A 23,446-nucleotide genomic window follows, 5' to 3' on the forward strand; every position below is an offset into this window, starting at 1 on the left:
ACATGGAAATCTTCATTCTAAAAACAAATATTACTTCTCCAATTGGTATTCAGTTACTTTGGGATACCCTCAAGTCATTAGGAATCAATCAGTTCAATATAGATTTTCATGACGTAAATAAAGTATTAAAAGTGGTATCTGAAAGAGTAATTGGTATTGAGAGCGTCATTCATGCTATCAGAAATTTGGGCTACCAATGTGAAGAATTGTCGTAAAAAATAAACCCTTTATAAATTAAGTAAAATCATGTATTCAATTAAAAAAATCGCTATTTGCGGACTTTCACTTGCATTATTTGTAGCCTGTAAAAAAGAAGAAACCGTTGTGGTTGACCCAATTAAATCAGAAACTGTTAAAGATTTAGCCGCCGACCCAACCACAATATCAGGAACTGGACAGCCCGTTGCTACGGGAAAATATACTTTTTTTAGTTTTAAAAATGGAATAGTAGCCAACACAGATTCTGCTACTAATAAATGGGACGTTGCCTTTAGGGCAACAACCATCCTGACAAATGGTGGAACGTCTGGCACAGGACTTGGTGGAGCGGTTGTTTTAACAGGTATTTTTGATGAAACGAAAGAAGTTCCTGCTTCAGCCGTTATTTTGCAAGACACCAAAACTCTTTTGGCTATTCCTACGGGGTCTGGAAAAGGCTGGTATAACTATGATGGTGCAACGAATATCATCTCTCCGATTGCTGGAAAAGTATTATTAATAAAAACGGGAGAGGGGAAATATGCTAAAATGGAAGTTTTGAGTTACTATAAAGGTACGCCTGCTAAACCAGATGCCAGTAGTGCTGGACGATATTACACATTCAGATACGTCTATCAACCTGATGGAAGTCTGAAATTTAACTAATTTTTAGTTTCAAGGGATTTATAAATCCCTTGAAACGCTTTTTTGCAAAAGTAATTATATTGAACCTTTTCGGAACTATCTACAATTTGTCTCAGAATAAAATTAGACCACAGATTGTACTGATTCAACGGATTTACACGGATTAATTTAAAGAAAAATCAGTGTAAATCTGTTTTATGTGTTCTATCAGTGGTCTAATTTTGTCTTGCGACAAATAGTAGATAATTCCGAAACTTTTCAATGCTAAATATCCAATTTCCGCTCAGCCATCCACTGAATTATCGTTGGGTTTCTATGGTCGAAAAATAGACTTGTTTTAGTATCAAGGCTTTTGATTTTTTCCATGTCGTCTGCTCCAATTTCAAAATCAAAAATATTGAAATTCTCAATCATCCTTTCTTTTCTTACCGACTTTGGAATAACTACTACACCCCGTTGTGTGAGCCACCTCAAAATAATTTGAGCTACACTTTTATGATATTTTTGGGCAATAGCAACCAATAATTCATTTTGAAAAATATCATTTTTACCTTCCGCAAAAGGTCCCCAAGACTCGATTTGAATGTTTTTCTCTTGTAAAAAACCTTGATTATCAGTCTGTTGGTGAAATGGGTGAGTTTCGACTTGATTAACGGCGGGAGCTATTTTATTGAACAACATTAAATCCAAAACACGGTCAGGCTGAAAATTTGAAACACCAATGGCTCTTATTTTTCCTGCTTCGTACAACTCTTCCATTGCTCGCCATGAGCCAAAAACATCGCCATACGGTTGATGAATTAGATACAAATCCAAATAGTCCAACTGTAAACGGTCGAGCGATTTTTGAAAAGCTTTTTTGGTGTTTTCATAACCATTATCTTGCACCCAAAGTTTGGTTGTGATAAATAAATTTTTCCTCTCAACACCACTATTTTTAATCGCATTGCCTACTGCTTCCTCATTCATGTACGATGCAGCGGTGTCAATCAAACGATAGCCTGTTTCGATGGCATCAATCACTGCTTGTTCACACGCAATAGCATCTGGAATTTGGAAAACGCCAAAGCCTAAAATTGGCATTTCGATGCCATTATTTAATTTAACTGTTTGCATATTTAATTCAAATGTTTGTACTCATTTGGAGAAATTCCCACCCGTTGTTTAAATAATCTCGTAAAATGTTGAGGATATTTAAAACCCAATTCATAAGCAATTTCATTCACCGTTTTATCACCTTCAAATACCTTATTTTTGGCTACATTAATCGTCTTATTTTGTATATATTCCTTCGCCGATTGCCCTGTTTCTTTTTTGATTAAATCACCAAAATAGTTAGCTGATAAATGCAATTCTTCGGCACAATAAGCCACCGAAGGCAAGCCAACCGTTTGTGGTTTGTCGGAGGCGAAATAATTATTCAATAAGTCTTCAAACTTCTCCAAAATACCCTTGTGGGCTACATCTCTTGTAATAAACTGACGGTCATAGAAACGCTCACAATAATTTAAAAATAACTCTATGTTGCTGGTTATCAGTTTTTTACTGTGTTTGTCGATGGGTTGTTTTAGTTCAAATTCTATTTTTGTCAAACAATCCAAAATAATTTGCCTTTCATCGTCAGAAAGATGCAGGGCTTCGTTGGTTTGATAGCTGAAAAACTTATAATCTTGAATGGTCTTCCCAAGCGTTGTACCTCTCAGCAAGTCAGGATGAAACAAAAGTCCCAAACCAACAGGTTGATATACCATTTTGGGATTTATAAAAGTTGCCACCTGACCAGGTTCAAAAAAAACCAATGTTCCTGCCTGATAATCATAAAAATGACGACCATATTGTATATCTCCACATTTTACATCTTTCAGAAAAATGGTATATAAGCCATACTCAAATCGGATGCTTTCCACATCGCCCCAATCTCTTGGATTAGCATTGGAAAAATTGATAACACTAACCAATGGGTGAAGTGTTTTGTGGTTACAAGCGGCGTTGTAATCACTGATATTGTCGATGTTTACAATCTTTTCCATCTTTTTAGTGAATGATTCGAGAACAAATTTAGGAGTTCTTCGCCTACCTGTATGATTATCAGTAAAAATGGTAGAAAAAGCAGTAATTTTTATACAATTGAAATAGCGGAATAAGTAGAAATTTGTTAATCTAAATAAAACAATTTATCAAAAATGAAAACCAATATAAAAATTTTAGTCTTAGCCTTATTTTGTTCAATTTCGGTTTTTGCTCAATCCACAAAAGATGAGCAAACAGTTATGCAATTATCAAAAGATAAGTGGCAATGGATGGCAGACAAAGATGTTGAAAAATTAGAAAAACTGTTTGATGACAAAGCAAAATTTCTTCACATGAGTGGTACTTGGAAAAAAGCAGAAGAACTCGACATCATCAAAACGGGAAGTATTTGGTACAAAAAAGCTACCATTCATGATTCTGCCATAGAAGTTTCTGGAAAAACTGCCATCGTTTGGAATAGAATTACCCTCGAATCGGTGGTACGAGGAAACGACGCAAAAGTAGAGTTTACCGTAACAGAAGTTTATCAAAAACACAAAAAAGATTGGAAAATGTTGGCTTTATCTTTCAGTAGTGTAAGAGATACACATCAGATTAAGAAATAAAGTTGATGACACCATAAATTGTTTGAAATTCGTAAGTTTGTATTTGAAAAATATTATTTTTTATTATTTATTTTATAGATTTTTGTTAAATTTTTTAATATTGAAATAAATTCAGCATACTATGGCAAAATATAACCTCAAAGTCAATGGCAAAACACGACAAGTAGATGTTGACCCTTCAACACCAATTTTGTGGGTATTGCGTGACCACCTCAATATGCCCGGTACAAAATTTGGTTGTGGCATGGCTCAATGTGGTGCTTGTACTATTCATTTAGATGGAAATGCTACTCGCTCATGTGTTTTACCTGTTTCAGCCATCGGCAAATCAGCCATTACCACCATTGAAGGGCTTTCAGAAAATGCAACACATCCAGTGCAAAAAGCATGGTTAGAACACGACGTTGCACAATGTGGCTATTGTCAAGGTGGACAAATCATGTCGGCATCAGCTTTGCTCAAAAGTAATCCCAAACCAACAGATGAAGATATTGACAACGCCATGAGCGGAAATATTTGCCGTTGTGGGACGTATTTGAGAATTAAGGAAGCTATCAAAACGGCTGCCAAAACATCAAACGCTAAATAAGAAAAGACAATGGAAAATATAAAATCGCAAAGTAGAAGAGATTTTTTAAAGTCTTCTGCCATAGCAGGTGGTGGATTAATGCTTAGTTTTAGTTGGTTTTCTGATGCAAAAGCTGCTGATAAAATGGCTCAATTAAATTTGGCTGAAACTTGGAGCGAGCTTGCATCATACATTAAAATCACGCCTGATAATGTGGTGAAAATCCTTTGTCCAAATCCCGAATTTGGACAAAACGTAATGACTTCGCTACCCATGATGGTAGCCGAAGAATTGGACGTAGATTGGAAAAATGTAGTGGTAGAAATGGGTACGCACGACAATGTAAAATACGGCCCACAGTTTACAGGTGGTAGTAATTCGGTAAGAATGTACTGGAAACCACTAAGAAATGCAGGAGCGACGGCTCGCCAAATGCTTATCGAAGCGGCGGCTCAGACATGGAGCGTTCCAGCATCTGAAATCACAACAAAAGCAGGCGTTTTATCTCATTCAAGCGGAAAATCAGCAAAATATGGCGAAATGAGCATTAAAGCCGCCACCATTGCTGTGCCAAAAGACGTGAAATTGAAATCTCCAAAAGATTTTTCAATTGTCAGAAATTCAAAGAAAAATTCCGAAGGCACGAAAGTAGTTACAGGAAAACCACTTTTTGGAATAGATTATAAAGTTGATGGAATGTTAATCGCCATGATTCAGCATCCTCCTGCATTTGGTATGAAATTAAAATCTTTTGATGCCACTGCCGCCAAAAAAATGGCAGGAATCAAAGATATTTTTAGTTTCAAACTTTATGATGATGGTTTTGAGCAAGGCGGTTTTGATACTCGTACTTTTAATGAAATGATTGCCATAGTTGGTAAAAGCACTTGGGAAGTGATGAATGCTCGCAAGAAAATTGTTGCACAATGGGAACCAATCAGTGAAACTAAAGAGACAATTAGCGGTTTTGGTGGTAGAAAAACGGTTAATAACATTCCTGCAAGATTAGAAACTACGGCAAAGCAATTTGAGTTAATGGCTGAAATGTCAAAAAAACCAGCCAACCAAATAAGAAAAGACGGCGACCCAGAAACAGCGTTCAAAAATGCTACTCAGATTATCGAACGCACGTATAATGCACCGTTTTTGGCACATAATACCATGGAACCCATGAATTTCTTTGCCCACGTGCAAGATGATAAAGCCTTAGTGGCAGGCCCATTGCAAGCACCAGGTTGGATGGAGCCAACTTTGGCAAAATTACTAAATCTTCCTGCCGATAAAATCGAAATTCAAATGACTCGTATGGGCGGTGGTTTTGGTCGTAGAGCGTATGGGTCGTATGTATATGAAGCCGCTCGTATTTCTCAAAAAATGAAAGCTCCCGTTAAGTTAATTTACACTCGTGAAGACGATATGACTTACGGAATCTATCGCCCGATGTACACCGCAACGTATCGTGCGGCTTTAGATGCAAATAAAAATCTGATAGGTTTTCATGTAACGGGTGGTGGTATTCCAGAAAACCCAATTCACGCCAATCGTTTTCCAGCGGGTGCAGTTGATAATTATTTGGCTGACGGTTGGGAAATTCCTTCAAATATTACCATTGGAGCATTTAGAGCCCCACGCTCAAATTTCAATGCCGCTGCCGAACAATCATTTTTGGATGAAGTAGCAGAAGCGATGGGCAAAGACCCAATTGAAATGCGTTTGGAACTTTTGAAAAAAGCAAAAGCCAATCCAGTAGGCAAAAACAACGATTATGACGCAAGCAGATATATTGGCGTTTTAGAATTATTGAAAGAAAAATCTGGTTGGGGAAAACCCGAAAATGCAGGTAAAAAACGTGGCGTTGCCGCTTATTTCTGTCATGCTTCGTATGCTGGTCATGTAGTAGATATGGTAATCAGAGACGGACAACCTTATGTAGAACACGTAACGAGTGCCGTTGATTGTGGGGTAGTTGTAAACCCCGATGCGGCTCGAAATATGGTTCAAGGTGCAGTTGTAGATGGAATTGGAAATTCGTTTTATGGAGGATTAACACACAAAGATGGTGTTAGTGAGCAAAATAATTTTCATAATTACCGCATGATTCGCCATAATGAAGCACCACAAAAAATAGATGTTCATTTTGTAGAAAACGACATCGACCCAACTGGACTTGGCGAACCGCCATTCCCACCAGTTTTTGGAGCAGTTGCCAATGCTTTATTTAAAACAACTGGAAAACGATATTATAATCAGCCATTTACTGCCGAACAACCAAAGTCGTAAGTAGGTGTTGAGATTTTGGGTATTTACCTTTCAGCTTCCCGAAATAACTCCGTTAGGGGTTAAACTTTCGGGAAGCTCTCCAAAGTCAAATTTGCTCCATTTATTTAAAGTACCAAAGTATAATTAATTCAAAAATGGCTTCTTATTTTCTTTGAGCACCCACTGAATCATACACAATTACTTTCTCCCATAAATGCGAATAATCAGCTACGAATTTTAGGTGAATTGGATGCTTCTGATAAATTTCTTCTTGCTCTAAATTTTCAAAAAATAATAGCCACGATACCGAATAACTTCTTTCAATGACACTTCGATTAGTGCTTGCAGGCATACCAATATGTACCATTTTGATTTCTGGTACTTTTGATAAAACCTCCAACCCTTCTAATAATTTTGCTTTATCGGCTTCACTACTTGGGTTTTTTAGCCAAAAATATACATGATGAACAAATATTTGTTTCGCATCTATTTTATCTGATGCCTTAGCGGTTGTTCCAACGACTGTTGTCATTGCGGTAGCTTTCAAAAAGTTTCTACGTGTTGTACTTTTCATTGAATGTTGTATTTAAGTATAATGATTGAAAAATGGTAAATGGTTGATAATCAATTTATTGAATTTTGCGTAATTATCCTATTTCGTTTGAAAATTTATAAAAACAACTTCTGATAAATAGTTGGTATCGAGTTGATTGGCTTTATCCGAATATCTCGATAAAAAACCTCTGCTGCTTCACTTTGCAGTTGAATTTTTCCGCTTGTTAGTGGAATTTCTTTGCCGTCGGGAAGCGTAGCACGTGAATTTTGCAACACCATCACCACGTGTCCATTTACAATGTGAAGACTTTTTCCTTGATAGCAAATAAGGTCAATGGTTGTCCATTCATCAGCAGGACTTTCGTGATTTTCCGAACGCATACAATAGTAATCACTACCACTTTTGAAAGTTCGGAAAGGTTGTTTTTCATCGGCAATTCTATTCATTATGCCCTCAGCAGGCAGTGAGCGTATATCAATCGCTGAATTGGCTTGACACCAAAAATCACCGTTATGTCCTTCCATAATTTGGAACTCCTGCGACAACATCCATGAACGCCAATATTCTACCCCAGCTTCTCCAGTAGAGTGATAAAGAATACCCGAATCTCGTAATTTATTTAATCGGGGTTCGTATTTCTTTTCTCCCCATTTTACTTGTAAGGTAAGATGATAATTTTCATACGATTTTTTGGTAAATAAACAGCCATAAATTTCTCCGCTTACTCGTAAAACAGACCCGTTTGGTTCATCTAAAACCGTAAAAACACCTGTATTATCCTTATTATAACCAATGGGTTGAATGATGTTTCCTAAAGAGTCTTTTGGTATTTTTCCATTATAATCATTTTTATGTCGGTAACTTAAATATGTTTCCCATTGGCTTAGGTTTTTATCTAATAATGGAGTCCATTCATCTGTTTTTTGTAATGAAGTATTCAAAAAAAGTGGTATTATCAGGCAAAATAAAAAGAATGTGCGTTTCATATTTATATTTGTTAAACAGTATTTGATTATACTCTTGCAAAACTAACCTTTACAAAACGGATATTTATTGTAGAAATCCAATATAACTTGGTGCTTTTCTACACTTTATAATTATGAAAAGATATGTCCTGCATACTCCTTTTAATATTTATCATTTCGAGGCTAAATCTTGGATGCACTCAGTACACAAGCATACTTATTATGAGATTATTTTCATTCTCAAAGGCAATGGAGTTCATAATATTAACGGTAATTCGTTTCAATATTCAAAAGGCGATGTGTTTCTTTTAGGCCCAGAAGATTACCATGATTTTGAAATAAATGCCATTACTGAATTTTGTTTTATCCGTTTCAATGAATCCTTTTATAAGATAGAAAATGAAGATAAAGACAGCACTTGGCAACAAGTTCGGCGAAATCTTTTGTACACTTCCTCGCAAAGTCGTGGTTCAATTGTACAGGACAAAAAGGACAAACAAAAACTTCATCATTTATTAGCGGTTTTGGAGGCAGAATACGAAAATCAACAATCACAATATTTTGAAATTATCCGTGATAGTTTGATGAGAAGTATGATGATAATTCTCGCCCGAAATTTATTTGGGCAAACTTCAACCAGTCCAGTTCTGAAAGATTCGGTGGAAGCCATTTTGATGTATATTAAACAACATATTTATAAACCCAACGACCTCAATATTGAGCATTTAGCCAATGTTTTCAATTATGCACCCGATTATATTAGTATTTTCTTCAAAAAACACACAGGCGAATCTTTGAAACAATACATTATCAAACATAAAATAAAGCTGATTGAAGTGCGTTTATTGTATAGCCAAATGACGATTTCAGCAATTTCAGACGAGTTTGGTTATACCGATGAAAGCCATTTTTGTAAGCAATTCAAAAAATTTACAGGAAGTACACCAACTACCTTTCGGAAGAGGGAATAAAAAGCGTTTTAATATTTTAAAATCATGAAAAAAATTATTGTATTACTGTTATTAATTAACGTTTTCCAAGCAAATGCACAACAGTGGTCGCCAGAAAAAGCGAATAGCTGGTATGCCAAACAACCACTTTTTGTAGGAGCAAACTTTATCCCAAGCACTGCCATCAATGAACTTGAAATGTGGCAAGCTGAAACTTTTGACCCTGTAACTATCGACCGAGAATTGGCTTGGGCTGAAGGTTTAGGGATGAATATTATGCGAGTTTTTTTACATAATATTCCTTACGAAACCGATAAAGCGGGTTTTTTGAAAAGAATCAATGAGTTTTTGACTATTGCCGACAAACATCACATCAAAATTATGTTTGTATTGTATGATTCTTGTTGGAATGACGACCCAAAAGCAGGGAAGCAAATGGAACCCAAAGTAGGTGTTCATAATTCGGGTTGGGCGAGATGTCCAGGTACAAAAATGTTATTCGATTCAAGAACTTGGGGAAAATTGGAAGATTATACCAAAGGTGTGATGGGTGCATTTGCCAACGATAATCGTGTAATTGTTTGGGATATGTACAACGAACCTTCAAATTCGGGTTATTTGGATGCAGTAATGCCACTTTTGAAAAAGTCTTTCGAATGGGCAAGAGCCGTAAATCCATCTCAACCAATTACTGCGGGTTGGTGGCACGACCATCCTTTGAGTAATGATTTTATGTTGAATAATTCAGACATTATTACTTTCCATAATTATCGTTCTCCTGAGGATTTAGAGAAAGCAATTATCGGATTTCAAACAACCTATAAACGTCCCGTAATTTGTACAGAATACATGGCTCGTAAGCACAAAAGCACTTTTGAAACTTGTTTGCCAGTATTTGAAAAATACAAAGTAGGAGCAATAAATTGGGGTTTGGTAAAAGGAAAAACAAATACCATTTATGCTTGGGACGAACCGCTACCAAGTGGCGAAGAACCCAAATTATGGTTTCATGATATTTTTAGAGCAGATGGTTCAATTTATAAACAAAGTGAGGTTGATGCGATAAAAATGACTACGCATAAAAAGTAGAGTTTCCTGTAAAATTGACAAAGAGTCGTAAGTAAACATTGCCATTATTTTGCAATGCTTACTTACGACTTTTTGTTTTTTTTAAACAGTTTCATTGACAGAATGCTCAGATACGCTAAAGAAATGGCAATATTTTATCATACTTGCTTTGCTGATTTTAATAAGTTTGTTGGTTGAAATAGGTTACAAAAATGGTGGTATCAAATGAATTACCTCTGAGTTTTAGTAGAAATTTGGGGGTATTTGTGTTTTAAAGATTGATGATTTGCAATAATAGTTTTAGTTGCCGTTTTTTCTCAAAACTATAAAATTAAGATTGGGCTTTTAATTAAATTCTTGACGAAGAAAAGATGGATAAAGTCCTTATTATTAATTAATTAACTTTCATTAAACTTGTCAGGATTTTTTGAAAATCTTTATAAACCTTTAATAAATTAGCAATTATAAGCTACTTAAATCAGAATGAACAAAAAAAAATCATTGCTCGTGTTGGCTCTCCTTGCCATTTTTAATACCGCTAATTTTGCTCAAAAAGCACCCGTTTATAGTTGGCAAAACCTCCCGAAAATTGCCAAAACATCGTTCCGAAAAGATACGTTGAACATTGTTAAATTCGGTGCAAAACCCGATGGAATCAGCCTTAATACGCAATTTATCAATAAAGCGATTGAAGAATGTAGCAAGAAAGGGGGAGGCGTCGTGCTTGTGCCGCAAGGTATTTGGTTAACTGGACCAATTGTGATGAAAAGTAACGTAAATCTTCACTTAAAAAAATCGGCAACTTTACTTTTTTCAACCGATAAAGCTCAATATTCAATAGTTGAAGGCTTTTATGAAGGTAAACGTGCCGCTCGAAATCAGTCGCCTATTTCAGGAACAGACTTAGAAAATGTAGCCATTACAGGTCAAGGAATTATTGATGGAAACGGCGACGTTTGGCGTGCCGTCAATAAAAACCAATTGACCGAAGAACAATGGAAACACAAAGTGGCTTCTGGTGGTGTTTTGAAAGACGATGGCAAAGTTTGGTATCCGAGCGAACAGTTCAAACAAGCAAGTGTTGGGGGCAAAAGTATGTTGCTCATTAATGGTAAAAAACCAAGCGATTTTGAAGATATGAAAGATTATCTACGTCCTAATTTGGTGGTTTTTACTCGTTGTAAAAAAGTATTATTAGACGGAATTACTTTCCAAAATTCACCTGCTTGGTGTTTGCATCCTTTGATGTGTGAAGACTTGACTTTGAGAAACTTATACGTTAAAAATCCTGAATATGCCCATAATGGCGACGGTATGGATATTGAATCTTGCAAGAATTTCTTGATTGAAAATTGTACCCTTGATGTAGGCGACGATGCCATTTGTATCAAATCTGGGAAAGATGAAGAAGGGCGTAAGCGTGGTATGCCAACCGAAAATGGAATTATCAGAAATAATACGGTTTATAACGGTCATGGCGGTTTTGTGGTTGGTAGCGAAATGAGTGGCGGAGCAAGAAATATTTTTGTTTACGATTGTACTTTTATGGGAACAGATAAAGGGCTTCGGTTCAAATCTGTGCGTGGTCGGGGTGGAATTGTTGAAAATATCTATGCTAAAAATATTTATATGAAAGACATTGCTCAGGAAGCTATTTTCTTTGATATGTACTATTTTGTAAAATTTGCGACCGACACCCCACGTGATGAAAGACCCGTTGTGAATGAAGGAACGCCGATTTTTAGAAATATGAAATTTGAAAATATTGTTTGTAGTGGTGCAAAAAAAGGGGTTTTTATTCGTGGACTTCAAGAAATGCCCATTGAGAATATTCAACTGGAAAACTTAATCTTACAATCAGAAATTGGGGCTGAATTTGTGGATACCAAAGGCATTTCGCTCAAAAATGTTGTGTTACAGGCTACCAAAACAAAACCTATTATTTCGGTCGTAAATAGTAATTCTTTAACTTTTGATTCCGTTAAATATCCCATAGAAACGGAACAATTATTTTCAATTGCTGGGGATAGAACAAAAGCCATCAATGTTAAAAATACGGATGTGAAAAACACTAAAAATAAAGTGGAATTTACAGAAGGAGCTTCTTCAAAAGAATTTAATTTTTTAGAAAAATAAGGAGAATTGCAAGACTAAATACTTGAAAATATGCGTTTTAGAATATTTTTTAAATTAATTGTTGTACTCACTTTTTGTATCACAAAAGTAAATGCTCAACAAGGAAATGATGTTTCAAAAGTTTGGGTTTCTGACCTTGGCAATGGCACTTACAAAAACCCTGTAATTGATGCCGATTATTCAGACCCAGACGCTTGTCGTGTTGGTGATGATTTTTATATGACGGCTTCAAGTTTTGATGCCGTTCCTGGACTTCCCATTCTTCATTCAAAAGATTTAGTCAATTGGAAACTGATTGGTCATGCTCTCAAACGTCAGCCTCCAATAGAACATTTCTCAAAAACACAACACGGAAACGGTGTTTGGGCTCCAGCCATTCGGTTTCATAAAGGCGAATTTTTGATTTATTATCCAGACCCAGATTTTGGTATTTATGTGATAAAAACTAAAAATCCTGCGGGAAATTGGTCTGAGCCCAAATTGGTAGAAGGTGGCAAAGGCTTAATTGACCCTTGTCCTTTTTGGGATGAAGACGGTCAAGCCTATTTATCGCATGGTTGGGCAGGTAGCAGAGCAGGAATCAAAAGTATTTTGACCATCAAAAAAATGAACAATGAAGGCACTGAAGTTTTGGACGAAGGGGTGATTGTCTATGATGGTCATGAACTCGACCCGACCATTGAAGGGCCTAAAATGTACAAACGCAATGGATATTATTATCTTTTTGCTCCCGCAGGAGGCGTTTCAACGGGTTGGCAATTGGTATTGCGGTCAAAAAATATCTATGGGCCTTATGAGCGTAAAGTAGTGATGGCTCAAGGAAATACAACTATTAATGGGCCACATCAAGGTGCTTGGGTGAATACGGCAACTGGCGAAGATTGGTTTTTACATTTTCAAGATAAAGGTACTTATGGACGAGTTGTGCATCTGCAACCGATGAAATGGGTCAATGATTGGCCAGTTATTGGCATTGACAAAGACGGCGACGGTACGGGAGAACCCGTTTTGACTTACAAAAAACCAAATGTTGGTAAAACATATCCAATTCAAACACCCCCAGAAAGCGACGAGTTTAATACAACTCAAATGGGTTTGCAATGGCAATGGCAGGCAAATCCAAAAGGCATTTGGCATACCACGAGCAATCAAGGTTTTTTACGGTTGTATTCTTACAAGATTCCAGAAGATGCTAAAAATCTTTGGGACGTTCCAAATTTGTTGATGCAAAAATTTCCAGCTCAAACGTTTATGGTTACCACAAAATTGAACTTTAAACCCAATCCAAAATTAGAAAACGAGAAAGTCGGCTTGCTAATTATGGGTAAAAGTTATGCCAATTTGGCTCTAAAAAGTTCAAAAGAAGGATTGTCGTTGGTATATGGTGTTTGTAAAAAAGCTAATGAAAAAACGTCGGAAGAAGAAACAGTGATTGCTAAAGTTGAAGCGAATAAAGATATTTTTCTTTGCGTAAAAGTTACGGAAGGAGGGAAGTGTCAATTTTTGTATAGTCTTGATAATCAAAATTATACAAAAGTAGGAGAGGTGTTTAAAGCCGATGTAGGAATGTGGATTGGTGCTAAAATGGGAATTTTCTGCACCCGCCCAACACAAATTAATGATTCTGGTTATGCAGATTTTGATTGGTTTAGAGTTGAACCGTTAAGTGGGAGTTAATCGGAACAATGTAATTTTGTTCGATAAAATAAGCCTTCCCAATCGTTTAAAATATTTGGTTACAAATCTATCTATTTTTGCTATTTATTTACGGAATTATCTACTATTTGTCGCAAGACAAAATTAGACCACGGATAGAACAGATAAAACAGATTTACACTGATTTTTCTTTAAATTTATCCTTATAAATCCGTTGAATCAGTACAATCTGTGGTCTAATTTTATTCTGCGACAAATTGTAGATAGTTTCGTTTATTTATTGACTTTATTAGATTTTAAAAGCTTGACAACTTGCAAAACGCTCAAGTTGTCAAGCTTTATTTTTTACCTTTCTGATAAATGTCGCCAAGCAATTTCTTTGTATTTATCAATACTTGAGTCTTCCAAATCTACTTCTTTGGCTTTATCGTCCCATTCTCTCATTTTCAAATAAAGCTCAAACATAGGCGATTTTTCAAAAGATTGAGCTTCTTCTTCAGTCATTTTTCCTCCTTGAAATGCCAACGTTTTTTGACTTGATTCAGACAGTTTTTCAAAATAGGTTGGAAATTTAAACGTTAAATATCTTTTGGCTTCCACATGATTTCTTACCAAAAGAGCTACTCTGTTTGAAAAACCATTTTTATACAGAAAGTTTGCTCCAGCTATTTCATGCGAAATGTGTCCTAAGCCATTCATTTCATTTTTATTTGGAAGAAAATGCCCAATGTCATGTAAAAATGCCGCCACAACAACATCTTCATCAAAGCCTTCATTTTCAGCTAATTGTGCTGTTTGAAAACTATGTTCTAAAATACTTACAGGTTCGCCAACGTATTCGTTTGAACCATTAATTTCGTATAAACCAAAGATTGAATCAAGTCTTTGGCGAAGGATAGATTCTGAAATTGACATCGTTTTGTGGAAAATTTAGAATAATTAAATTGAACTATCTATTATTTTTCGCAATCAAAAAAATAACCGCAGACAGGGCGAAAAGCCGCTGTCAGGGTTTCGGGTTCAACCCTGACAGCGGCTTTTTTGCCCTGTCTGCGGTTGTGCGATGAATAGTAGATAATTTCGTAATTAAACTGAAAATTTAGATATTTTTTAAATAGGGATTTAAGATTTTCGCTTTTATCAAGTTACAGTACTAATACTCATCACCTAAATCCTAACCCCATATAGATGAATTTTAAAAGAAGAAAAGTAGTAGAAAGCTCTACTACTTTTGAAATTCATAACCATTTATCGTTTACTGACTTTTATTTAATTAACCACATCGCTGAGTTGATGTTGTCGCTTCCGCCAAATTGACGAGAGATTGAGGTGGTTAAATTGTCCAAATTCGTAGTAGATTCTGAACTCGGGTAAAGGTATCGAAGGGGAATTTTTGTACCATTGGCAGTGCCAGGACCAACCAAAAATGTTGGAACACCTGTTCTTCTCCAATTATAGTAGGCTTCATATCCAGAATTTTGGAAGAAAGCGATATATTTTTGATTCAAGATTTGTGTTAAACCTGTTGCATTATTACCTGCATATTTTACAGAATTTTGTGCTAAATAAGCCGTTGCGTCAGTAATTCCATAAAACGACATGGATGCTTTTACGCCACGCTCGTACCAATCTTGTGCATTGCCCGTAACCCAACCTTGATTGATGGCTTCGGCAATGTTGAAACACATTTCTGGATAACTAACGACAAATGTATTTTCACCTGTGTATGAACTATAATAGCGTTTACGGCTTTGAAATGAATACTGACCTAAACCTGCTTTTGACGACATATCGGCTAAATCTTCTCCCGAACTTGCCCCAACGTAAGCATCAAAATCAGTTGCTTTTAAGCCTTTTGCCAATTGGGCATCTGCTGGTTCTGCTACCACAAATAAACGTGGGTCTTTGAAGTTTTTCAATAAATCAACGTAGGTTTTTGCCATGTTTTCACGAGTGGCATTATTTCCTAAATTGTCGGGATTGCGTGGATATTTGTTGTTTGTACCCCAAACATATTGTAAACTTTCCGACAAATCACCCATCAATGGATATTTTGTTGGGTTGCTCAAAACATTGGCAAAATCTGCTTTTACTTTCAAATCAGTATCGTCAGTTCTTTTGCTCAAATGGATTAAAACTCTCAATCTTAAGGCATTAACTGATTTTTGCCATTTACGAAGGTCATTTGCATAATAAATATCACCATCCAAAGTTCTGTCGCCCATTGTGATTAATTGAGCCAAATCGTTATTTGATTCGTCCAACCATTTCAAAATTTGAACGAAAACTTCTTTTTGAGTATCGTATTTTGGTTTATCAACCGACAATCCCTGCAAGGCATCTTTGACTGGTAAATCACCCACTCTCAAAGTCATATTGGTGTAATAATAAGCACGTAAAAATTTACCTAAAGCTGAATATGGATTCAAATCTTTTGCACCACTATTTTTAGCTTCTTCTTCCATTTTTACCACGTTTTTCAAAGTAGTAAATTGTAAACTTGCATTCCCCCAATTGTATTCGTTGTGGTCGTAATAGTTATAATTTGAACAATAAAATTGGTTGTTACGCATCATATTGTTCCAAGCACCATCATTCATTTTGCTAAGAACATCTCTTAAAATAATTGACGAAGGTACTGATGTCGGTAAGTTTGGATTCTTTTCCAACGTTTGATAATCACTGCAACTTGCTAAAAGTGAGATGATTAATAAAGAGAATATATATTTTTTCATTTGGAGTTATGTTAAAACCTCACCCGAACGTCGGTCGGGTGAGGCAATCTTTTCTTAGAATGTGATATTCAAATTGACACCAAAACGTTTCATCGTAGGTGTTTGTAAACCTGTACTTGCATTCAAGCCTGTAAATTGGTCTAAGTCAACGCCACTGTGTTTGCTATCCACGAAGTAGAATAAATTACGCCCAACCAATGAAACCGATGCTTGTTTGATAAACGTTTTTGCCAAAATTGAAGACGGGAAATTATAGCTTACCGTTATTTCACGAATTTTAGAGAATGTCTTACTCATCAGGTTGCCTTCTGCCGTTCCGTTGTAGCGACTGATATAGTCTTGGGCATACGTTTTGATGGTATTTGTCGCAAATTTCAACGATGACATATTGGTAATTAAACCTGTATTTGAGTCAAAAGTTGGTGTTCCTTCCGTAATCATTACGCCTTCACCGACATAAGATTTAATGCCTTGTGTATCAAAATCACGAGCTGTTCCAAAAGCACCTTCAACGGTTTCAATATGGCGACCACCTCTGAATGTTTGTCTGCGAATATAATCTTCAACTGTTCCACCTACACGACCATCAAATTGAAAACTCAATGTCCAATTTTTATAAGAAACTCTATTGTTTAATCCCCAAACGTAGTCTGGATTGGCATATCCAACCATTGTACCACGAGAATTTACGATTGGACGACCACCTGCATCATTGATAATTTGACCATCAGCCGCTCTTTGATAAGTAGCAATATAAACTTGGTCGATTCTTTCTCCGATATTGATAAATTGAGTGGAAACGTTACCAGAAACAAAATAATTTGATGGTAAACGCACAATTTTTACATTGTTTTCGTCGTAAACCTCTTGTAAAGTTTCTTTGAAGTTTGAAACGTTCAAAAGTACGTCCCAACTAAAATCATTTGTTTTGATTGGCGAGCCTTTCAAGGTAATTTCTAAACCCGTTTTTTGTGTTTTAATTCCGTTTACAATGGCAGAAGTATAACCTGTTGTTTGTGATAAATCACGGTTAAAAATTCTTGGCCCATCATTAGAAGTAAAATAGGTTACGTCAGCCGAGAAGCGATTTTTCAATAAACTAACTTCTAAACCTAATTCAATTTGTTCAGTAGAGTTTGGTTTTAATGCAGGATTGTTGATTTTATCCGAATACGTTGCTCCTGGAAGAATATTATACGTTGGAGAAATTCCGTAACCTACTGAGTTTGCGTAATTTGGTCCATCGTAAGAAGAAGCATATTCCGAACCATAATTCAAGGTATATGAACCACTTGGATTTGTTGTAATTGTTGAGCGTGTTAAACCATCTTTTACATTGGCATAAGAAGCACGAAGTTTTACCAATGAAATTTCTTCAGGCAATTTTACATAATCTGAAACTACGGTGCTTAAACCAAATGATGGATAAAAGAAGGTATTATTGCCAGCAGGAAGTGTAGATAGGCGGTCAACACGACCTGTGGTAGAAAAAGTAAATAAACCTTTATACGATAAATCAGCCGAATAATATCCACTTTGAACTTCCATATCAGCTAAATAACTGAATGCTTTTACAGGTCTTAACGAGTTAGCAAAAGTATATACACCAGGCGTATTCAAATAGTCAGTTGTTACATAACTTGAGTTGTATTTGAAGCTACGGATATTACCACCACCCCAAATTTTCACATCAAAGGCATTATTAAATTTCTGATTATATTTAATCAAAATGTCGGTGTTATTCTCGAAAAGGGTTCTTTTGTCTTCACGATAATCACCTTTTGCTTCCTCACGACCGTAAACGGTTGCCGAATATGGGAATTTTTCAGAACGGAAAATATCATAAGTTGTTACCGAAGTACGTCCCATTACGCTGAAATTATCATTGATTTTATAGTCCAACGAAGCATAACCATAAACATCATTTTTGTAGTGACTTCTCAACCATTCATTAGCCACAAAGTATGGGTTGTTATAACGTTGATATTCAGCATAAATTTGTTGAACACCTTCTTTACCAGCTTGCCAGTAATTACGCATATCGTCCACATTCCAGTCTGCACCACCCCAAATAACTATATTGTAAATCAATGAGTTAGGCCCATAATTCACATCTGGAACATTTGGCGTTGACTGACGATTGTAGTTTAAGTTTGTCTCTAATCTTAACTTTTTAGAGAAATTTACGCCTGCATTTACACTAAAATTGGTAACGTTCAATTGTGTATTTGGCACAATTCCTTTCTGATAATTGTGTGATAATGAAAAACGTACATCCGCTTTTTCGTTACTGCTTGAAATAGCAATGTTATTATTTGCCAAAACACCATCACGCAAGAAACGAGTTAAATTATTTGCTCCACGAGCCGTCCAAGCTGTGGGGATTCTTTTACCTGTTAAAGGGTCAATTGGGCTATCATACTGAGCAATTTTAGTGTTACCCGTTGGGTCAAATTTAGGTCCCCAGATGTCATAATCTCCATCATTTGTACCTGCACCCTTCCCATCAACGAATGAATATTGCCCGTGGTCACCTGGCCCATAAAGGTCTTGCACTTTCGGTATAGCATTGAAGCCACTCTCTATCATGGTCGAAGAATTCAACTCAACCGAGAAACCACGTTTATCTTTAGAGCCTTTTTTAGTGGTAATTAAAATTGCTCCATTTTTTCCTCTAAAACCGTATAAAGCAGCAGCATTTGCTCCCTTCAATACTGAATATGTTTCGATGTCATCTGCTGAAATATTCCATGTATCCGAGTTGATTGGCACACCATCAACTACATATAAAACATCGCTATTTCCTCTTAAAACTACATTTGGGCGACCTAACAATTCAGCAGAAGCACCGATTGTCAAACCCGCTACTTTACCTGCCAACGAGTTAATTGGGTTTGGCTCACGTGCTTTGATTAAATCAGCACCTTTCACGGTTTGAATAGCATTGGTTAAACTTCTACGTTCTTTAGAAATACCTAATGCCGTCACAACGACCTCTTCAACTTGTCTAATATCTTCGTTCAAAATAACATTAACGATTGATTTTGAGCCAGTTTGTACTTCTTGTGATGAAAATCCAATAAATGAAAATTGTAATATTGCATTGTCGTTAACTGCAATTTTGTAGGTTCCGTCTGCGTTTGTTGATGTTCCTCTTTCTGTTCCTTTTATTCTAACAGTTGCCCCTGCGATAGGTTTTTTTTCAGCTCCGTCGATGATTTTTCCACTAACGATTCTTTCTTGTGAAAAAGCGTTCAATGAAAAAGTGAGAAGCAAAACTGTAAAGAAAATTTGGTGAAAGATTCTTACAATAATCCCTCTAAAAGTGAATTGTAAAATGTTCCTCATGAGTGTTGGGTTTTTAAATTTGATGCAAAACTACTCATCTGCTTTAACCTCACTTTTAGGATAACATTATTTGAATATGAAGAATAGAGACTGTTTTCGGAGGTTTTGTTATGCGAATGTTAGAGAATAAATTTTAACATTGAAGAATCCTATTTTTGACTTTCTTCGTTAAAACTTAACGGAAGTATTTATTATTTGTCGCAATCAAGAAAGTAACCCTGACAGGGCAAAAAAGCCGCTGTCAGGGTTTCGGATTTACCCCTGACAGCGGCTTTTTTGCCCTGTCAGGGGTTATGCGACGAATAGTAGATTGCTCCAAAACTAAATCAACGACTAATTTTCTACTGAAATAAACAAAGGAAATCAGCACTAAAATCATGCAAAAAATGGGTAAAATCAGGGATAATTCGGTCAGATAATTAAGCCATGAAGCATTTTTACTACCAAAATTCTGATAAATCAAGATAAAAACACTTCCTAAATATCCACTAAAATCTGCAAGGTAAAATAGAAAACCAACATTGGCTTTTTCCTTTAAAGTCGCCAAAAGTCTATCGAAAAGCATTCCATTGAAAGGAACATAAGCCATATAAAGTCCAGTACCCATCAAAATCGTCCAAATAAATGGATTAATGAAGCGGTTTTGAAATAATAAAGTTGATGTAAAAATCAGGATACAGCCCACAAAAATCATTAAATGATTTAGCCAAAAAGCCCTTTTATGGTCTTTGATGAAGTACAATAAGGCAGTTAAAGTGCAGATAATCAAACCAATGATAATTTCAGTTTTAGAAAAAATGGAAGCATCACTTACACCCAATTCTTTCCATATTTCTACCCCAAAATTGTCTCGTATATCTCTCAAAATGGTCATCAAAACATAAACCATGATGAGGGCAATTAAACCAATACCATATTTTTGAAGGAAATTTTTACGAGCATCGGCATTCATCGGTGTTCTGGCTGACCTATCTTTTTGATCTTTTTCGGTTGGATTTGGTGCAAGTGTTAGTCCGTAAACTGATATTAGTAAAAGAGGAAAAAATAACACACCTGTAAAAAAGGGCATCCAATACTCTGAAACGCCCATATTGATAAATACTTTTCCAATTGATTTGACAATACCCGACGAAATAATAAAACTAATTGCCAAACCTGCTCCTAAAATTTCAGTTATTTGCCGACCTTCCAGAAAACTGAAAACCAAACCATAAACCATTCCTAAACACAAACCATTGAAATACATAAAACCGAAATTGTACGGAGGGGGAACAATCCCGAATAATAGCAAACAAATTCCTGCAAGGGCAATCATTCCCAAAATATATTTGGCACGCTGTGTAGGTTGAACTTCCGAAACGATTTTGATACCTAAACCTTTGGCAGTTGCGTAACCCAAAACTTGAGCAATAACCAAAATAATTTTGTAGTCAATCCCCCATAATTCAACATCGTGAAAACTCCCTGCTGTGAAAGGTTTACGAAAAGCATACATACAGAAATAGGTGCTGAATGCCGCTATACCCAGCAAAAGAGCCAAAAACTGTTGCGACCTTGCGTGTATTATTTGTTTGATTTTGTGCATGATGAAGGGAATTTCATGGCAACATTACAAACAAATAATCCTAAAAATCAGGACTTTACAGAGCCTTAATCGTAATTTAATATAGGATTAAAACGAGTAAATTACCTTTGAGCAAAAATAAAAAGAAGATAATGTTACCAATCGAATTAGTCGTTTTTGATATGGCAGGTACAACAGTTCAAGACCGCCACGAAGTTGAAATGTGTTTTATAGAAGCGGCTTCCCATACTGGTCTGACCGTCTCACCTGAGCGTGTTTTGGCATTACAAGGGTATTCTAAAAGGTATGTTTTTGAATTACTCTGGACAGAAGTTTTGGGCGAGCATAATGCTGATTTACAAGAGTTTGTAGATGTTTCTTACGCTAAATTTTGTCATATTTTAGAGAGTCATTATTTACAAAGTGAAATATATCCGACAGAAGGTTGTTTAGAAATTTTCTCTTATTTGAAGTCCAAAAACATCCAAATTGCTCTTACAACAGGTTTTTACAGAAAAGTTACCGATATTATTTTAGGGAAATTAGGCTGGCTTGATGGTCTTGACAAAAAATATATCGGTAACAAAAATACAATTATCCAGTTATCCGTTGCTTCAGACGAAGTGCTGAAAGGTCGCCCAGAACCATACATGATTCAGCACGCCATGAAAGTATTAAATGTTCATGATAGTTTTAGAGTTCTCAATATTGGCGATACTCCTTCAGACTTAAAATCGGGTATCCGAGCGGGTTGTCGTATGTCGTTAGGCGTTACTAACGGTACGCATACACGTCCGCAATTAAGTATTCATCGAAACGACGGATTATTGAGCAAAGTGTCTGATTTGAAGGTGATTATTGAGAAAATTGAGCATGAAAGCGTCATCAAAGAAAACTTCGATGCAGACTTGAAAAAGTTTAAAGCGATGATTTGATACACTGTTTCATAAATTATCGGCTTAACTACACGACATTCCTTTTGCCACTCCATAATTTTGAAAATATTTACCATGAAAAAATATGATTTAGTTGTTGTTGGTTCGGGAACTTTAGGTACTTTTCATGCCTATCATGCCCTTTTGAAAGGTAAAACGGTTTTATTAATTGAAAAAGATTCAGAACCAATTGAAGCCACTGTTAGAAACTTTGGACAAGTTGTTCCATCGGGTCAGGCTCTTGAAACATGGTTTGAATACGGAAGAGAATCTTTGAATATTTATAAATCAATTCAAGCCAAAACTGACATTACTGTTCGACAAAACGGTTCGTATTATTTTGCTTCTGATGATGAAGAAATGGCTCTTTTAGAAGAAACAAGAGCTTTATTTAAACTCAAAAATTATACATCTACCTTATTGCCCAAAAAATCTTGTTATGAACGTTTTCCAACGCTCAACACGGAATATTATAAAGGTGGTTTGTTTTTTCCTGACGAAATTTCTGTTGAACCAAGAACAATGATTCATAGAGTACGGCAAATGTTGATTCAGCATCACGGCTTACATTTTATGAATAATACCGTTGTGAAAGGCTGTGAAATAAAAAATGATATTTGTGAAATTTCCACGGCGGGAAATGAAACTATTTATGCCGAGAAAGTGGCTATTTGTAATGGTTATGAGTTTAAAATTCTGTTTCCAGAGGTTTTTAAGGAAAGTAAAATGAAAATTTGCAAATTAAACATGATGCAAACTTTTCCTTTACCCGAAGTAAAATTGAACGGAAATATTTTATCAGGGCTTTCAATTAGAAGATACGACAGTTTTAAGTCTTGTAATTCGTATCCATTTTTGCAAACTCCAGAGTGGCAAAAACCGTACAATACGTGGGGGATTCATATTCTTTTCAAACAGGCAATCAACGGTTCAATCATTATTGGAGATTCTCACGAATACGCAGGGGTAGATGAAAATGCTAAATTGCCAATCGGTATTGACATGGAAATCAATGAGTTAATTCTAAAAGAGGCAAAGAGAATGCTGAATTTACCCAATTGGAAGATTCAAAATTTCTGGGCTGGTTATTATGCTCAGGCTGAAGATGGTGGCGTTTTTGAACATCAAATTAACAACAAAATTTTTATCTCTACGGGTATCGGTGGTAAGGGAATGACCACTGGAGCGGGTTATAGTAGAAAACGGATTGATGAAATATTCAAATAA

The 23,446-nt window shown here is 35.9% G+C and carries 19 protein-coding genes; 11 read left to right on the top strand and 8 right to left on the bottom strand.

All coding sequences use genetic code 11. The features are described 5' to 3' along the window. The first annotated feature begins 2 nt into the window (after positions 1–2). Complete coding sequence (locus VB796_RS17765) at positions 3–215, top strand: hypothetical protein (protein ID WP_323347922.1); 213 nt, start codon at positions 3–5, stop codon at positions 213–215. A gap of 31 nt (positions 216–246) precedes the next feature. Beyond that, on the top strand, positions 247–864 hold the full coding sequence (locus VB796_RS17770) for an HmuY family protein (protein WP_323347923.1): 618 nt from the start codon (positions 247–249) through the stop codon (positions 862–864). 243 nt (positions 865–1,107) lie between these two features. Here the strand turns inward: VB796_RS17770 and VB796_RS17775 are convergent, their stop codons facing one another. Together VB796_RS17775 and VB796_RS17780 are read right to left on the bottom strand one after the other, a co-directional pair. Beyond that, the gene (locus VB796_RS17775; protein WP_323347924.1) at positions 1,108–1,959 is read right to left on the bottom strand and encodes an aldo/keto reductase; all 852 of its coding nucleotides are present in this window, start codon (positions 1,957–1,959) and stop codon (positions 1,108–1,110) included. 2 nt (positions 1,960–1,961) lie between these two features. Beyond that, positions 1,962–2,873: a helix-turn-helix transcriptional regulator gene (locus VB796_RS17780; RefSeq protein ID WP_323347925.1), complete on the bottom strand. Its 912-nt coding sequence runs from the start codon at positions 2,871–2,873 to the stop codon at positions 1,962–1,964. 153 nt (positions 2,874–3,026) lie between these two features. Here VB796_RS17780 and VB796_RS17785 point away from each other — a divergent pair, with 153 nt between their 5' ends. The 3 genes from VB796_RS17785 (at position 3,027) to VB796_RS17795 (ending at position 6,327) form a co-directional block, all read left to right on the top strand. Further along, entirely contained in the window at positions 3,027–3,479 is a 453-nt protein-coding gene (locus VB796_RS17785; RefSeq protein ID WP_323347926.1) for a nuclear transport factor 2 family protein, read from the top strand. 121 nt (positions 3,480–3,600) lie between these two features. Next, entirely contained in the window at positions 3,601–4,068 is a 468-nt protein-coding gene (locus tag VB796_RS17790) for a (2Fe-2S)-binding protein (RefSeq protein ID WP_323347927.1), read from the top strand. Positions 4,069–4,077: 9 nt separating this feature from the next. Continuing rightward, entirely contained in the window at positions 4,078–6,327 is a 2,250-nt protein-coding gene (locus tag VB796_RS17795; RefSeq protein WP_323347928.1) for a xanthine dehydrogenase family protein molybdopterin-binding subunit, read from the top strand. Positions 6,328–6,469: 142 nt separating this feature from the next. Here VB796_RS17795 and VB796_RS17800 read toward each other — a convergent pair whose 3' ends face one another. Continuing rightward, positions 6,470–6,880 (bottom strand): Dabb family protein, encoded by a 411-nt coding sequence (locus VB796_RS17800; RefSeq protein WP_323347929.1) that lies wholly within the window; start codon positions 6,878–6,880, stop codon positions 6,470–6,472. 95 nt (positions 6,881–6,975) lie between these two features. Continuing rightward, positions 6,976–7,848 carry a DUF1080 domain-containing protein gene (locus tag VB796_RS17805; RefSeq protein ID WP_323347930.1) on the bottom strand — a complete coding sequence of 291 codons (873 nt, stop codon included), beginning with the start codon at positions 7,846–7,848 and terminating at the stop codon, positions 6,976–6,978. Between the two features lie 113 nt (positions 7,849–7,961). Between VB796_RS17805 and VB796_RS17810 the strand changes: the two genes are divergently transcribed. The 4 genes from VB796_RS17810 (at position 7,962) to VB796_RS17825 (ending at position 13,658) form a co-directional block, all read left to right on the top strand. Beyond that, the gene (locus VB796_RS17810; RefSeq protein ID WP_323347931.1) at positions 7,962–8,798 is read left to right on the top strand and encodes an AraC family transcriptional regulator; all 837 of its coding nucleotides are present in this window, start codon (positions 7,962–7,964) and stop codon (positions 8,796–8,798) included. A 24-nt stretch (positions 8,799–8,822) separates the two neighbouring features. Next, positions 8,823–9,866, top strand: a complete 1,044-nt coding sequence (locus VB796_RS17815) for a glycoside hydrolase family 2 TIM barrel-domain containing protein (RefSeq protein WP_323347932.1) — start codon at positions 8,823–8,825, stop codon at positions 9,864–9,866. Between the two features lie 462 nt (positions 9,867–10,328). Then, positions 10,329–11,981, top strand: coding sequence for a glycoside hydrolase family 28 protein (locus VB796_RS17820; RefSeq protein ID WP_323347933.1), 1,653 nt, complete (start codon positions 10,329–10,331; stop codon positions 11,979–11,981). A 30-nt stretch (positions 11,982–12,011) separates the two neighbouring features. Next, positions 12,012–13,658, top strand: a complete 1,647-nt coding sequence (locus tag VB796_RS17825; protein ID WP_323347934.1) for a glycoside hydrolase 43 family protein — start codon at positions 12,012–12,014, stop codon at positions 13,656–13,658. 324 nt (positions 13,659–13,982) lie between these two features. On the opposite strand, the gene VB796_RS17830 is transcribed toward VB796_RS17825, so the two are convergent. The 4 genes from VB796_RS17830 to VB796_RS17845 form a co-directional block, all read right to left on the bottom strand. Further along, entirely contained in the window at positions 13,983–14,552 is a 570-nt protein-coding gene (locus VB796_RS17830) for an HD domain-containing protein (protein ID WP_323347935.1), read from the bottom strand. Between the two features lie 350 nt (positions 14,553–14,902). Further along, positions 14,903–16,372: a SusD/RagB family nutrient-binding outer membrane lipoprotein gene (locus VB796_RS17835; protein WP_323347936.1), complete on the bottom strand. Its 1,470-nt coding sequence runs from the start codon at positions 16,370–16,372 to the stop codon at positions 14,903–14,905. Between the two features lie 54 nt (positions 16,373–16,426). Further along, complete coding sequence (locus VB796_RS17840; RefSeq protein WP_323347937.1) at positions 16,427–19,720, bottom strand: SusC/RagA family TonB-linked outer membrane protein; 3,294 nt, start codon at positions 19,718–19,720, stop codon at positions 16,427–16,429. Between the two features lie 241 nt (positions 19,721–19,961). Further along, positions 19,962–21,305 carry a DUF5690 family protein gene (locus VB796_RS17845; protein WP_323347938.1) on the bottom strand — a complete coding sequence of 448 codons (1,344 nt, stop codon included), beginning with the start codon at positions 21,303–21,305 and terminating at the stop codon, positions 19,962–19,964. Positions 21,306–21,436: 131 nt separating this feature from the next. Here VB796_RS17845 and VB796_RS17850 point away from each other — a divergent pair, with 131 nt between their 5' ends. Together VB796_RS17850 and VB796_RS17855 are read left to right on the top strand one after the other, a co-directional pair. Next, on the top strand, positions 21,437–22,219 hold the full coding sequence (locus VB796_RS17850) for an HAD family hydrolase (RefSeq protein ID WP_323347939.1): 783 nt from the start codon (positions 21,437–21,439) through the stop codon (positions 22,217–22,219). Between the two features lie 75 nt (positions 22,220–22,294). Then, entirely contained in the window at positions 22,295–23,446 is a 1,152-nt protein-coding gene (locus tag VB796_RS17855) for a TIGR03364 family FAD-dependent oxidoreductase (protein ID WP_323347940.1), read from the top strand.

It is taken from the genome of Arcicella sp. LKC2W (assembly GCF_034931005.1).
Taxonomy (GTDB): domain Bacteria; phylum Bacteroidota; class Bacteroidia; order Cytophagales; family Spirosomataceae; genus Arcicella.